General features: G+C 33.2%; 19 protein-coding genes and 1 pseudogene. 3 read left to right on the top strand and 17 right to left on the bottom strand.

The window, feature by feature from the left end; all coding sequences use genetic code 11:
• From xseB to QI63_RS06625, 9 genes are all read right to left on the bottom strand, one after another.
• Positions 1 to 234 carry an exodeoxyribonuclease VII small subunit gene (gene xseB, locus QI63_RS06665; RefSeq protein WP_044014946.1) on the bottom strand — a complete coding sequence of 78 codons (234 nt, stop codon included), beginning with the start codon at positions 232 to 234 and terminating at the stop codon, positions 1 to 3.
• A gap of 273 nt (positions 235 to 507) precedes the next feature.
• Positions 508 to 1,404 (bottom strand): hypothetical protein, encoded by an 897-nt coding sequence (locus QI63_RS06660; RefSeq protein WP_044014944.1) that lies wholly within the window; start codon positions 1,402 to 1,404, stop codon positions 508 to 510.
• 195 nt (positions 1,405 to 1,599) lie between these two features.
• Positions 1,600 to 1,971 (bottom strand): hypothetical protein, encoded by a 372-nt coding sequence (locus QI63_RS06655; protein WP_044014942.1) that lies wholly within the window; start codon positions 1,969 to 1,971, stop codon positions 1,600 to 1,602.
• A gap of 596 nt (positions 1,972 to 2,567) precedes the next feature.
• Positions 2,568 to 3,599, bottom strand: a complete 1,032-nt coding sequence (locus tag QI63_RS06650; RefSeq protein ID WP_044014940.1) for a hypothetical protein — start codon at positions 3,597 to 3,599, stop codon at positions 2,568 to 2,570.
• A gap of 198 nt (positions 3,600 to 3,797) precedes the next feature.
• Entirely contained in the window at positions 3,798 to 4,055 is a 258-nt protein-coding gene (locus tag QI63_RS06645; RefSeq protein WP_235619645.1) for a hypothetical protein, read from the bottom strand.
• Positions 4,056 to 4,102: 47 nt separating this feature from the next.
• Entirely contained in the window at positions 4,103 to 4,852 is a 750-nt protein-coding gene (locus QI63_RS06640) for a hypothetical protein (protein ID WP_235619644.1), read from the bottom strand.
• 99 nt (positions 4,853 to 4,951) lie between these two features.
• On the bottom strand, positions 4,952 to 5,269 hold the full coding sequence (locus QI63_RS06635; protein WP_044014938.1) for a hypothetical protein: 318 nt from the start codon (positions 5,267 to 5,269) through the stop codon (positions 4,952 to 4,954).
• A gap of 58 nt (positions 5,270 to 5,327) precedes the next feature.
• Positions 5,328 to 5,888: a hypothetical protein gene (locus QI63_RS06630; protein WP_044014936.1), complete on the bottom strand. Its 561-nt coding sequence runs from the start codon at positions 5,886 to 5,888 to the stop codon at positions 5,328 to 5,330.
• A gap of 142 nt (positions 5,889 to 6,030) precedes the next feature.
• Positions 6,031 to 6,426, bottom strand: coding sequence for a nuclear transport factor 2 family protein (locus QI63_RS06625; protein WP_044014934.1), 396 nt, complete (start codon positions 6,424 to 6,426; stop codon positions 6,031 to 6,033).
• A gap of 131 nt (positions 6,427 to 6,557) precedes the next feature.
• On the opposite strand from QI63_RS06625, the gene QI63_RS06620 reads away from it, so the two are divergent.
• From QI63_RS06620 to QI63_RS13525, 3 genes and pseudogenes are all read left to right on the top strand, one after another.
• The gene (locus QI63_RS06620) at positions 6,558 to 6,899 is read left to right on the top strand and encodes a winged helix-turn-helix transcriptional regulator (protein ID WP_235619643.1); all 342 of its coding nucleotides are present in this window, start codon (positions 6,558 to 6,560) and stop codon (positions 6,897 to 6,899) included.
• A gap of 81 nt (positions 6,900 to 6,980) precedes the next feature.
• Positions 6,981 to 7,868: pseudogene (locus tag QI63_RS13530) on the top strand (ketopantoate reductase family protein); the annotation flags it as partial.
• 9 nt (positions 7,869 to 7,877) lie between these two features.
• On the top strand, positions 7,878 to 8,576 hold the full coding sequence (locus QI63_RS13525; protein ID WP_044017145.1) for an SGNH/GDSL hydrolase family protein: 699 nt from the start codon (positions 7,878 to 7,880) through the stop codon (positions 8,574 to 8,576).
• 32 nt (positions 8,577 to 8,608) lie between these two features.
• On the opposite strand, the gene rpiB is transcribed toward QI63_RS13525, so the two are convergent.
• The 8 genes from rpiB to QI63_RS06575 form a co-directional block, all read right to left on the bottom strand.
• Positions 8,609 to 9,061 carry a ribose 5-phosphate isomerase B gene (rpiB, locus tag QI63_RS06605; protein ID WP_044014929.1) on the bottom strand — a complete coding sequence of 151 codons (453 nt, stop codon included), beginning with the start codon at positions 9,059 to 9,061 and terminating at the stop codon, positions 8,609 to 8,611.
• 413 nt (positions 9,062 to 9,474) lie between these two features.
• Positions 9,475 to 9,795, bottom strand: coding sequence for a type II toxin-antitoxin system RelE/ParE family toxin (locus tag QI63_RS06600; protein WP_044014927.1), 321 nt, complete (start codon positions 9,793 to 9,795; stop codon positions 9,475 to 9,477).
• Positions 9,795 to 10,040 carry a type II toxin-antitoxin system prevent-host-death family antitoxin gene (locus QI63_RS06595; RefSeq protein ID WP_044014925.1) on the bottom strand — a complete coding sequence of 82 codons (246 nt, stop codon included), beginning with the start codon at positions 10,038 to 10,040 and terminating at the stop codon, positions 9,795 to 9,797. Before QI63_RS06595 ends, QI63_RS06600 begins: the two co-directional genes overlap by 1 nt.
• 429 nt (positions 10,041 to 10,469) lie before the next feature.
• Positions 10,470 to 11,027 (bottom strand): hypothetical protein, encoded by a 558-nt coding sequence (locus QI63_RS06590; RefSeq protein ID WP_044014923.1) that lies wholly within the window; start codon positions 11,025 to 11,027, stop codon positions 10,470 to 10,472.
• A 63-nt stretch (positions 11,028 to 11,090) separates the two neighbouring features.
• Positions 11,091 to 11,240: a hypothetical protein gene (locus QI63_RS12955; RefSeq protein ID WP_158506660.1), complete on the bottom strand. Its 150-nt coding sequence runs from the start codon at positions 11,238 to 11,240 to the stop codon at positions 11,091 to 11,093.
• A 159-nt stretch (positions 11,241 to 11,399) separates the two neighbouring features.
• Positions 11,400 to 12,104 carry a hypothetical protein gene (locus tag QI63_RS06585; protein ID WP_044014921.1) on the bottom strand — a complete coding sequence of 235 codons (705 nt, stop codon included), beginning with the start codon at positions 12,102 to 12,104 and terminating at the stop codon, positions 11,400 to 11,402.
• 186 nt (positions 12,105 to 12,290) lie between these two features.
• Positions 12,291 to 12,515, bottom strand: a complete 225-nt coding sequence (locus tag QI63_RS06580; protein WP_044017143.1) for a hypothetical protein — start codon at positions 12,513 to 12,515, stop codon at positions 12,291 to 12,293.
• Positions 12,505 to 12,861 (bottom strand): hypothetical protein, encoded by a 357-nt coding sequence (locus QI63_RS06575; protein ID WP_235619641.1) that lies wholly within the window; start codon positions 12,859 to 12,861, stop codon positions 12,505 to 12,507. Before QI63_RS06575 ends, QI63_RS06580 begins: the two co-directional genes overlap by 11 nt.
• Between the last annotated feature and the right edge of the window lie 498 nt (positions 12,862 to 13,359).

Below are 13,359 nucleotides of genomic sequence, written 5' to 3'. Positions count from 1 at the left end.
CTATATGTCATCAGCTGAAAATAGCTCCAGCTCAGGTTTATCCTGCGATTGCACCGGCTGATTCATCAATATCTGCACCTTACTTTCTATTTTATCAATGTCTTTTTCCAAGGTTTTAGCAAGCTTGATTCCTTCTTCAAAAGCCGCAAGAGCTTCTTCCAACGGAAGATCGGCACTCTTGATTTTTTCGCTGATTTCTTCAAGATGCGTTAACCGTTCTTCAAATTTTTTCAACGTCTTCTCCTTCTCTATTCAAGACAACCGGACTGCTTTTTAACACCCCCACGAATAAACGCGGTGATGATGGCATATATAGTTAGCGCTAACAGTAATAGTTCTTGAACATGAAGTGTGCTTATTTCGTATATGTTTATTACAATATACTATATAACCCTCTATATATCAACATTATCAAATCTTCTTATTTTTTTAAAGTGTATCATGAATCAATATTTTTATCACTCCCTCACCTTTTACTTTGAAAACGATGTTATGTATTATTTCATTTTATGGATGGATAATATCCATATTTCCAAATCCAAAAATCAGCTCATTTTCTTTTATAACACAACATAAATCAAACTTTGTTATAAGACAAAATGATATTTCACCATTTTTAAATATTTTCCAATCAGACCTTTTCTTACAAGCTTTTTTATATTGATTATATTCTTCATTTGAAATTTTTATTGTATAGTAACAAGGTAATTGTTGAATCCTAATTGGAATTCCATTTGAATATTGTTTTTCAATAACCTCAATAGGTTTATCTTTAATTTGAATATCCGTTTCATGAGTAAAAAGCCATTTTATAAAATTTATATTTTTACAATCAGCAATATTTAATGTGTCCTGTAAATAATATTTACTATAAAAATCAGAATAATTATAACAATCATATATGATTCTCAATTCATTTAAAATATCACATCTATAGAACTTTCCAGACTGAGACTCATACATCCAATAATTATTTTGAATTTCATATTTCTTTCCTGTCAGTAGATACTCAACTTTATATTCACCATCTATAATACAAGCTTTTTCAACGTTATTTATAGAAATAGGTTTTGACTTTTTAATTTTTCTATCCATCGATATTAAAGCATTATAGAGATCTTTATTTAAAATCGCTGACTCATCATGGGATTTCGGAATCCATCCTTTATACAGTAGAATACTATTAGAATTATTTTCTAGTAAAATGAAAATATCCATCTCTCGTTCATCATGAGCAAAGATATTTTGCAATAAAAATAGTAAGATACACAAAATACATATTCTTTTATTTTTCATATCCCCCTCAGAATTACTGCCCCCCCCAGAAGGCAGTCCATATAACCAACGTTTTAAACCGTAACGCAGCTTGACCGCTTTTCCGACTTTGAAAACAGTGTTGGACAAAATATTTCTTATTGAAATATTATATTCGGTTTTCTTTTATCAAACAGCTTCTTCTACCTAAACCAGAAAGCTCGATGTCATTTTTAATATTTTTATTAATGCATGGGAAATTCATCAGCGAAAACACATTCCTCAAATTTTGATTTCGCTACTTCTTTTTTATCAACTAACTTTGGTATATTTATAATTGTATTTTCATTTCTTAAAAACCAACAACAGACATCCTTCATAGATAAATGATAATGGAATAACTATACCCGTTTTAAACCATAAAATAGTATCCATATTGTTATATCCAAAAAAACCAGTTATATATTCATTTGCATTGAATATTTTAAATAAACAACTTATAAAAAACATCACAATCGGAATAATAAAGAAAGAAGTATAAATTATTATTAAAAATTCTTTCTTTTTAATTTTAAGATGATTTAATTCTATAATTATTAAATTAAATACAAAAGTAAAAAACGATATTAAAATTAATACAATTGGTTTATAAAGCAAAAAATAAAAAGGGGAAATTAAAAATACAATACCGGCAGGACCTGCTATATGTGCAGCCATAATTAAAAATAATATAATTAAAAGAATATAAAAATATAAGTAAATTAAAAATCATAGAAAATATTTTTGTAATTACTTGAGACATATAACCCCATACAATAAACAATAAAGGTGTAAGAATAAATGTTATTTTTTTAAACCTAATCCAATCCCATGTATTAGTTAAAAATGGATTTACTTCTAACAACCATATTCCCCATGATATAAATGCAAATATACAAAGCAAGAATAGTGCATTTCTTTTTTTCAACATTTTAAAATTACCAAAATTTCCTTTACTCAAGCGAAAAAGCCGTTTTTTCTCAATCAAGCGCAGTGTGCTGTTATGTAGAACACTGTTTTAAACTATAGGCAGCTTGTCTACCCGTTGATTTTAAAAACTGTCTTAGGCGAAAAATATCTTTTCGTGAAATATTATATTCACTTTCTTTTTTTCTTAAAAAGGACGTTTTATATTTCTAGAAGTACCTTTTCTAGGTTAATATTTTAACTGATGAACGTCAAGACCCATTGTAGACTTACCTCATCATAAAGATCTGTTTCTTTTTTAATCAATCCTGACTCGGCTAAAAAACATTTAATGTGTTTATCCTCTTCTAGTTCTCATCAATGATTTTTGCATCAACAAGGTGCATTATATCGGTTTCTGTTCTGATTCCGTTAAATACAGGTTTGTTTTTCTTAATATCAAATACTGTATAACAAACAGTCCAATTATGACCAAACAGTCCGTTACGCAAAGAATCCCTAAAAGGACTGATACAAAACGGTGCCAGAAAATAATCATCAGATAGCAGCACTAAAGGTCCGGCCACTCGCTCGTATCTTTGCTTAAATGTACATTGAATATCTTCAAATGTATTTAAATCCGTTATAACACAGCTTTTGCTATCGCTTCTAAAAGATTTCATATTCTCTGTTTGTGTAACAGATGCACCCTGCCGTATTATTTTATTTTTATGACGACTATGAGGATAAGACCAGCCGATATCAATTTCATTTTTTCGGATACTTCCTGTTGAGCGGTCAATTACAAAATTTCCCGAATCACCGACAAATCCTCCGTCCATATAAAAATAAACAGTATCATCATCAGCTTGAACGCTTGTAATAAATCGGGGCTCATATCGTTCTTCGAATTTTTTGAGAATATCTTCAATTTCATACAGTTTTTTTATTCGTTTTGTTCGAGAATCATATTCATATAGAATATGAGGTTCCCTGTTTTTCTCACACCGTTCACACCAGAATATAGTATTTTCAGTAAAAGTACATAAGTGATATATTTCCCATTCAAAATCAAATAAAACAGCTTCTTTATTGTTAATATAATTAAGCCTTATTACACGATATAAATTATCATTTTTTTCAGCAAATAAAACTGTATCCTTATTTTCCCTGTCAAATCTTATTCCTAAAATATTGCGTTTCTTTAAACAGTCTAAGTCAATTAACAACCGCTCTCCATTATAAATTGAATATGTTGCTTTTTCTCCATACCCCTTTTGAAATAAATAAACCAGTAAAATATTTTTAGTTTCTTTCCTTGGTTCAGCACATGCAATATCTATAAATAAATTTAATAAAAGTAAAGAGTAAATTATTTTTTTTAGAATTTTTATTCTCATTTATTTTCTCCAAGCGTCCCAGTGGGGTATACGCATAACATTTACTCAACCTGCATTCACGATCTATCTACAATGTTAGATTGAAGCAAGTGTTTTGTCAATTTCTTTAATATGATTTTTACAAATAGTTCGTACGTATCAGTATTGTAGCCCTCGTAATTATTATCCCGTAATTCTTTTATATATTTTTGAGTTATATCAAAAAGGCTCGGTCCTAAATACATCTTGTATTCCATTTTTCTTCAAAGATTCGTTACACTTAGCAGAACCATAAAATCTTTCGAATGCTTGGTATTTTTTATTTTTATAATTTTCTAAATTATATTTCCCTTGTTCAATTATCTTCCCATTATTTACCTTTATTAAAATGTATTCTTCAAATTCTGAAAGACACCCATCATGAATATAATTTATCATATCACCTTGAGGTATAGCTAAAATATTCTTCTTATACATAATATTTCAGCCTTCTGTAAATGAGGTAATATTAAAAACAAAATCTTTTATTTTATATACTCCTTCTTTTTTACTAAATGGAATATATGATTTTCTTCTGTCTTTATAGTGTTTCCCGCGAATTTTCCTTCTCCAATCTTCTTATATTCCTGTAAAGCTTTTTGGCCGAATTTTTCCAATTCTTCTTCACTTATACAAATATCATCATAATATTTGAAATACACCTTTTTTGTAAGCTCCATACCATGGTCTGCATAAAACCAATGTGAAGCCTCTGCTTTTACGATACAAGTGCATTCCTTATCAGTGATTGAAACTATTGAGATATCTTTTATCTTTATGCTTTTACTTGTATTAAGGAATCTATCCGGTTGCTGAGATGCTTTTGTATATAAATTCGAAATGATATTCTGCCAAATTTCATCTTCTAAAAATATTTTATGAAATATTTCTGTTAATTCATCGCTTGGTTTATAATCAAAATCAAATATATTAAAATAGTATTCCTCTTCCAATACTTTTATTGTTTCATAAAATAATTTTATCTGATCTTCAACAGTAGGATTTTCCACATCTAATATTTTTAGAGATTCATAAAATGGTTTAAAATATTCTTTCACTTCAGGATTTTTTAAATCTAATCTTTCTCTTACTTCTTCAAAGGTTAGCAATTCTTCTCTTGCAGAATTTTCTATATCCATTGCTACAGCAGTAAAATCTTTATCTTCACTTTTTTTACATGAGATAAACAAAAATAATAGAACAGAAAATAATATAATTCTACTTAAACTTTTCATTTTTCCTCTACGGTAAACCAGCAACCTATCGCCACAACATTGTTTTAAACCGCAATAGGCTTGTCCCGTTGTCGGCTTTGAAAATGGTGCTATGTGGTTTTATTTCAATTTTTGCACTAATTTATCAGGAAGTTTTATCATTCCTTTTGAAGTATTATGGATAACTTTGTAGAATTGTTTACCATCAAACCAATATATTGCATCGGTAATGCTTCCCGGACCTTGTTGATACATATAATTTACTAATCCAATCAGTTGTATAATATCATTATTCAAAGTTTCTTTATTTATATTTTTTAGAATTATTCTATATCTGTTTGGAATAGCTACAAAGGCACCATATTCGGAAAGATCCTTATATTTTTTATTTAAATCATAAATAGAAGAAGTAATAAAAATATTTGTATTGGAAAGCATTATAGAGACCGAAAAAGTATCTGATATTTTATATACTTCAAATTTTTCAGTATTGTTTTTAAGTGTATTTTCTTTTGCAATTTTTTAAGATTTCTTTTTCACTGATTGACCATTTTTTTACATATTCATTTGACAAGGCTTTTACTGCACTGGGAAAATCTATAACAACAACACCGATATAGTCATCCATCGAGCAATCTGTTATTGAAGATTTTGAAATCTGTTTTTTATAATCAATCGGATATAGGCGAATTCTCAGATATTCTTTACCCGTTTCTATTTTTTCTAATTTAGGAAGAATTTCTTTTTCTTCTGCCCTTCCGTTTTTGACTTGAGAAAAATGGTCTTTAATAATACTCTCCCATTGTGATTTATCATTTTGTACACAGATATTATATAAATTTGTCAATCCGACTTCTGTATCAACATCAAAATAATCATTCTTTTCTTTGATAATAAAATACTGTTCATTGAAGTGTTCTTCATAATTTTGTATATGGATTTCTTTTAATTCTTTTTTTACAATATTTAAAAAAATAGTATAATCTTTAGTAGATTGAGCAGCTATTGAAAACAAAACAAATGAATACATTATCACTACCAATAATCTTTTTTTCATCCTTTCTCCCTTCGCCCCAGCGGGGACATCCATCTAACATCCGCTTAACCTGCAAACGGGCTTGCCCCATTTGTCGGCGTTGAAACGGGTGTTAGATGTCTTTTATTTATTTTCCTATGATAATCTATAACACATAAAAATTCTATACTTTATCCCAAAATTTATCTTCTGCCGATTGTTGCTCAGCAAAAGTCCATACTTCTTGTATCTTGCCATTTTCTATTTTGAATAGATCAATTCCCGGATCATTGAGCTTATCAGCTCCTCTCTCCGCTACGGAAACAACACTTGCAGCAACAAAACACTCGTTGCTCGCAGCCCAATTTGTAATAACTTTAAATGTGCCACCGCTTCTTTTTGCGAATTCTCCTAGACGCTCACCCAATGCTTGTTTCCCTATAATCGTGCCTGAAAGCGAACTTTCGCCTCCCATGTGCCATACAACAGTATCGGACATTGTTGCAAAAGCTCCCGCAAAATCGCCCTTTTCCAGTGCATCTCGATAAGCATCAAAGACCTTCATTACTTCATGTTTCATAACATTCCTCCAGTAAATATTTAGAAGTTTCTCACTTCTCTAAGTATCATTATAGTCTTTAGTCTTGATTTTGTAAGTACGAACATTTATAATACATAGTATCAAATATAATACTTGAGAGGGTTCTTATAATGTCGATTTATGATAAGTGTCCCTTCGCTACTACTCAAAGAGTATTGCAAGGAAAATGGGCGATTATAATTTTATATCATCTGAGTACGGGTACAAAAAGGTTTAATGAACTCGAAAGATTAATGCCTACAACAACTCGAACGGTTTTAACAAGACAGCTCCGTCAGCTTGAAAAAGATAAACTAATCGACCGCAAAGTCTTTGCCGAAGTCCCGCCTCATGTTGAATACTCTTTGAGCAAATTGGGAACTCAGTTTCGAAAAGTATTAGACGAGATTGAGATTTTTGGTTTGAATTATATCGCCGAATTAAATAAAATGCATAAAGGAAAAAGCAGTTGAGTTTCCATCAATATTTTACTTTTTTATACTGAAATCTATTTGTGGCATAATTTTCAATTCAGAGGAGACCGCAATCGACAAATGAGACTTTTAATTTACGGTGCAGGCGTAATCGGTGGTTTGTATGCCAACGCGTTCGCCGAAGCAGGCTGTGACACGACAGTGTACGCAAGAGGGAAAAAACTCGAAACATTGAAAACCCGCGGCTTGCTGTATGAAAAAAACGGCAAACAGTATAAAGCAAATATTAAAGTTATCGCTAAATTGCAAAACGATGATATCTATGATTTTATTTTTTTGACGGTAAAAGAAAATCGAGTGCATACGGCGCTCGAAGAACTCCGGCCGAATGGCAGCCCGAATATCGTTACGATGGTCAATACGCTTGAACCTTACGCCGACTGGGAGCGCCTGTGCGGTAAGGGACGCATTATCCCTGCGTTCCCGGGAGCGGGCGGCAGCTATGAAGACGGCGTACTGAAAGCGGACTTTACGCCGCCGCTTATTCAGACTACGACATTCGCCGAAATCGGCGGGAACACATCGGAGCGGCTGAAAAAACTCGCCTCTCTTTTTAAGACGGTGAACGTGCCGTACCGAATCGTAAAAGACATGCACGGCTGGCAGTTGTGTCACTTGGCTCTGGTTGTCCCGATTGCCGATGCGTATTATAAAGCCGAAAATCCGGAAGCGGTTTGGAAAGAAGCGGGCATTATGAACGATACGGCGCGGCAAATAAAAAACAACTTTCAAAAACTGTACCGCTCGGGAGTAAAACTTTCGCCTCCGAAAATGCACCTTTTGAGACTGCTGTCGGCTCCGGTTCTGCAAGCCGTTTTTACTCAAATTTTTAAAAGCCGCTTCGGAAATTTATTTATGTACCGGCACTCGATGAAAGCGCCCGACGAAATGCGATCTCTGCACTCTCAGTTGTATCAATATCTTGCCGGAATTCCAACGAACCATAATCAGCGTGGAATGAGACTCATCTGTATCGGCGACAGCTTAACATTCGGTAATGTCGGCTATTCGTATATCCATTTTTTAAACAAAAAAATTCATGCCGTAAACAAAGGAAAAAACGGCGACACGCTTAAGGGCGCTTACGACCAGCTCAAAAAAATAATCGATAAATCCCGACACAGGGGCGGTACATTCATCCTCGGAATCGGTACAAACGATATTCTGCTGCCGTATTTAAAATCCCTTTCTTTATTTTGGTTTTTGACAATGAATCTGCGCTGCAAAATAAAACGGTGCATAGACAATGACGATAACTTTGAACGCGAATATGACAGGCTTTTGCACTTATGCTCCGAAAAAAACAAACGCGTAATCGTTTTCGGAATACCGTTTATTAACTTAAAAAATTTTCCGCACGAAAAGACTGTACAAAGAAACGCCGTTATCAAACGATTGGCGAAAAAATATAATTATTCTTTTATCGATATATACAAACTGCAAAAAGAAACGCTTCTACCCGACAAGCGCACCTATACGTGGAAACACGGTTTTACGTTCAGGCTTATAGATGCCGTCATAATGACGCTGTTGCCGTTCTGTAAAGACATATTCGCAAAAGCACGAGGTTTGAACACAAGCGTAGACGGCGTTCATTTTAATTCGGCATCGGCAAAAATTTTGGCTGCGGAAATAGAAAAAATCGCATTGCGATAGAGCCCGCAAATGCCGCCGATTCGCCGCAGTGTTTATTTGCCGTATTTTCTTTCTATAGCGGAAAGAGTGTCGACCCGTTCCGTGTATACGCCGCCTTCAAAGCGGGCATCAAGAAAGGCATTGACAATCATTTTTGCTTCTTCGGGCCCGACGATACATACGCCCATGGCGATTGCGTTTATGTCGCTGTGTTCAACGGCGAGCTTTGCCGTACACGGTTCGCTGCACGCCGCAGCCCTCACTCCAGGAACTTTGTTTGCGGCGAGAGAAATGCCGACACCCGATCCGCACACCATAATGCCCTTTTCAACTTCGTGCGATTTAATCGCTTCTGCAACCTTTAAGCCGAATTCGGCATAGTTTACCGAAACCTTTGAATCCGCCGCACCATAATCGACGCATTCATATCCTTTATTGCGAACGTGCTCCATTAAAATATGTTTTAATGCAACTCCCGAATGATCGCTTCCAAATCCGATTTTCATATATGCCCCTTGTTGTATAAAAAATTATTAAAACTTCATATCGAAGTACGATACTATAATAACACATTGATAATTAAAAAAACAGCTCGCCGCTCCGGAATGTTCGGCAATCGGTTTTACGGAATTCGAATTATTGAGAGGAAAGTTTCTTTACGTTTAATGTTGCAATAAGCGACTGTAATTTAATTTTGCAACCGTTCGCAGTAAACGCGGTAAACCACAGCGCTTTCATTACATAATTCATCTCTTCCTTATTTGACATCTTTGCCGCGTGTTTTAAATTAATTGGCACGAATATTGCAAAGTAAAATTTGTTTATGATTATACTTGCGTGCTTGGTGGTCTGTACACATAACTAACGCTTAACCTGCATTGCCGCAAAGGCAATGTCAGGTTGAAGCGGGTGTTAGACGCTATTTGGTCTTCTCACCGAACAAAACACGAACAAAATCTCTTTTTGAATACAAAATCCTTACAATTCTTATAACTTCGTCTTCAATTCTATAAAATATTGAATAATTATTTGCAAGCACAAACTTATAATCGGTAGGAAATGAAACATATTTTTCCACAGAAATCCCTCCATTTGGAGAGAACATCAAATTTTCATAAGTTTCTATAATTTTTGAAATAGTATTATGTGCTGCTATGGGATTTTGAAGTTCATTTTCTATATAATTTTTAATTTCAAGTAAGTCTGCTGCCGCTTGCGGAGCAATTTTTATCTCAAACATTAAAGTCCTGCCATTTTTCTGACTTGTGTTGTGTCCAGCCATCCGTTTTGCAAAGCAGATTCTTCGCCTTTCTGCAATTCAGAAAAAAGAGTTTTCGTAGCCGTCAATTTTTCGTAATCTCTTATAGAAATCACCGCATAACATCCCCTGCCATTTCTAGTAAGAAAAACCGGCGATTCATCAGCAACATCCTGCAAAACTTCATTATAATTACGCAAATCCGAAACAGGTTTTATAGCAATCATACACACCTCTAATATTCGTAATATTTTACGAAATAATTATCTTAAAATACTTATAAACTGTCAAGTGGATTAAACATTCATATCACACAATGATTTAGTTAGTTATAATGCAGAATCCCTGACTCTCATATATTTTACTAATTGTGAATAAAAGCCTCTCCATGACCGTCCGAAGGACTTATATTTCGTTAATTTCCTTAATAAGTTTTAAAATTCTTAGATAAAAGTTTATTTTTCTTACTTAATTAGTCAGTATGGTAAAACATCGTTTACTCAAAGAGCCTAAGCTATTAATTTGGGTTTTAGGCTGTAATTTACAAAAATACACACCATTTTTCAAAGGTACAGTTTATCGTACCGTAAGGCATCGGTCTAACATCCGCTTAACCTACATTTGTGGCAAAGGCAATGTCAGCGTTGAAGCGAGTGTTAGGTGAGTTTTCCTTCATAAGTAAAACAATATTTTCTCTCATCCCAAGATTGTGTAAATATTTTATTATCTTCAATATAGAAATTATTAATTCCTTTCGGCAATACAAATATATCAGATCCAGAATTTTGCCAAATAATTGTGCCATTTATATTAATTCTGCTTATTTCAAGTTCTCCATGAACTATATAATCATCATTCATTTTATAGATTCCAAAAGCACTTACTGAGTCGATTTCTTTTTTCCAATTTAATTCAAGAGTTGGTATTGTTAATGAAAGCAACCAATTTGAGACGCAAAGCAATAGAATTCTATTTTTCTCGATAATATATGACTTCTCATGAATTCCCGTTGCTCCGCCACTTGCAAGCATTATAGCGCTAGAAAGAATCTGATTATTTTTATCCTTTATTACTATTCCATGTTTTGTACTAATACGTTCATCATCAGTTTTATAAATATTTTTGTATATTATTATATTATCTGTTGAGTTTTCTGAATATTCTCTATCATCAATAATTTCAATTACATAATCACAAATTTTTTCAATAATCATTTACATTTATTCCTTTATCAATAATTACAGATATTATTTTCTTCGCCCGCCGAAGACGTGCACCTAACGGGGCGGCGGATAAGCTGCAAGAAGGGAGAAAGCCTTTAGGCTTTTGAGCTTCGCAGTCAGCTTAATTCGCGTGTTGGACGGCGCTGTGCGCCGGACAACAGGCGGATGCTCCGCCGCCCCGTTGGAGGGACGCACAGCGTCCATCCAACATCCGCTTAACCTGCATTTGTGCCTTTGCTGTCGCGTGTAGCGACAGCAAAGCTGGCGCGAAAGTTGCATAAAAAGGGAATTGCGCTAGCAATTACCGCCCAAGCAACTTTCGTGACAAAACAAATGTCAGGTTGAAGCGGGTGTTAGGCATTATTATTTATATCCACTGAGTTCCATTATTTGGGATAAATATTTCCAATAATTTTCTGCACTCTTTTTATACTTTTTAATATTTCTCTCATCTAATTTATATTTAAAATTTTCATTAAAGAATAAATAGTTGAAAAAATGGTATACAAGTTTTTCTTCTTCTTTTAGTTTCGAATATTCTATTTTTTCTAATAGTGATTTATCTTCTAAAAAAATATATTTCTGAATTCCAGGATCTAAATCCATACAATAATAATAAAATCTTTCATCAAATGTTGTAGGATCATTTTTCGTATTTCCCCAAACTAACCATGGCCATATATCAAGTAAAAACTTATTAATTGGTTGCTCATATTTTCCATAATTGAAAGAACCCTGATTCCAATCATTAGTAACTAAATCACCATTTTTATTGAAAACTGCTTCTTCACCAGTTTCTTTTGTATAAACTACATTGTCATTTTCATTTCTCATTTTATGAATATTATTTTCATAAGCAAATTTTAAAATATAATTTATTATAGATATATTTTCTTTTGGAATTTCTTTTGTAATATCTATATTTAATTCTTTTAATCCGTCTTCCAGATATTTTTTTAAATCAATTGTATTTTTTGAATCTTTGAATACAGAAATAATATTTTTTTCTGCAAAGATATTTGAAATCAACAGTAACATTAATGTAATTAAAATAAAATTTTTTTTCATTTTATCTCCTGTGCCGAAGGCGTCATCCTAACGGGGCGGCGGATAAGCTGCAAGAAGGGAGAAAGCCTTTAGGCTTTTGAGCTTCGCAGTCAGCTTAATTCGCGTATTGAACGGCGCTAACAATTACCGCCCAAGCAACTTTCGTGACAAAACAAATGTCAGCGTTGAAGCGGGTGTTAGACGATTTTACTTTCCCATAGTTTGAGCATAGGTTTTCGCATTATTAACAAAAGTTTTTAAATCTATCTTGTCAAAATAATCTCGCTGCCATTTTGTATAATCAAAACGTTCTCTTCTTACAGCAGCAATAAAGTATTCTGCATCAACGATCCCCAAAGATTCCACCAAACATTCCATACCACGAGAAAGAAGCTCTATTGTCGCTGGTGGTTCAATCATTTTAGTCATCACTTTCATTACCTCCATTTAACAAATCTATGAATTCTATCGGATTAAGTAATCTTACAGTATCACTTTTATATTTTAACGTACGTTTATCAGTACTCAAAAGATAGTCGCATTTCATCATTTCAGCACAAACTATATGGCAAGAATCCTTCATTTTTACACCTGCTGCCATCACTATTTTTGCCTTTGTAATGACTTCTTCCGATTTTTCACTACCTATATAATCAGAAACATTGGCATCCAGAAAATTCTTTACAGCAATTTTTCTATCACTATATGGGTTGCAAGAATTTTCATAATCCAAAATAAACGAAGAAGCAAAGTCTAGACGTTTTTCTTTTATAAGCAATTAAATAAGTAACTTTGCCTGTGTTTCAAGTGAAATCGATAGATAATTTTGGTCATCATATGGTCGATTATAACAACAGCTATCAAGATAAATCTTCATAATCAGAATTATATCATATTTTGAATATTTTTGCACTGTAGTAAAATTAAAAGCCACGGAACTCAATTTTTGAAAAATAATATTGCAATCTAACCATTTCTATGATGTTTTTAGAAAAAACAAAGTACTTTTTTAGTATTTTTCTGCTGATTTCGGCCTCAAAACCTATGAAACGGCAAAAACTGATTTCCGTGATTAGAAGCCTGACTCGCTAGAACAGATTTCGTTTTTTAAACCTTGAATCCGACACTCAAGGGTGCGCTTAACAGGTAAGTGTTTTATACATAAATAGATTGTCCGAAGGACTTTTATTCGTTGATTTTCTCAAACAAGATTAAATTCTCCTTTTATCTTGTGCGCCGAAAGCATCCATCTAACATCTGCTTAACCTGCATTGCC

This window comes from Treponema sp. OMZ 838, from assembly GCF_000775995.1.
GTDB lineage: Bacteria > Spirochaetota > Spirochaetia > Treponematales > Treponemataceae > Treponema.
This window is presented reverse-complemented; position numbering and strand designations above follow the sequence as displayed.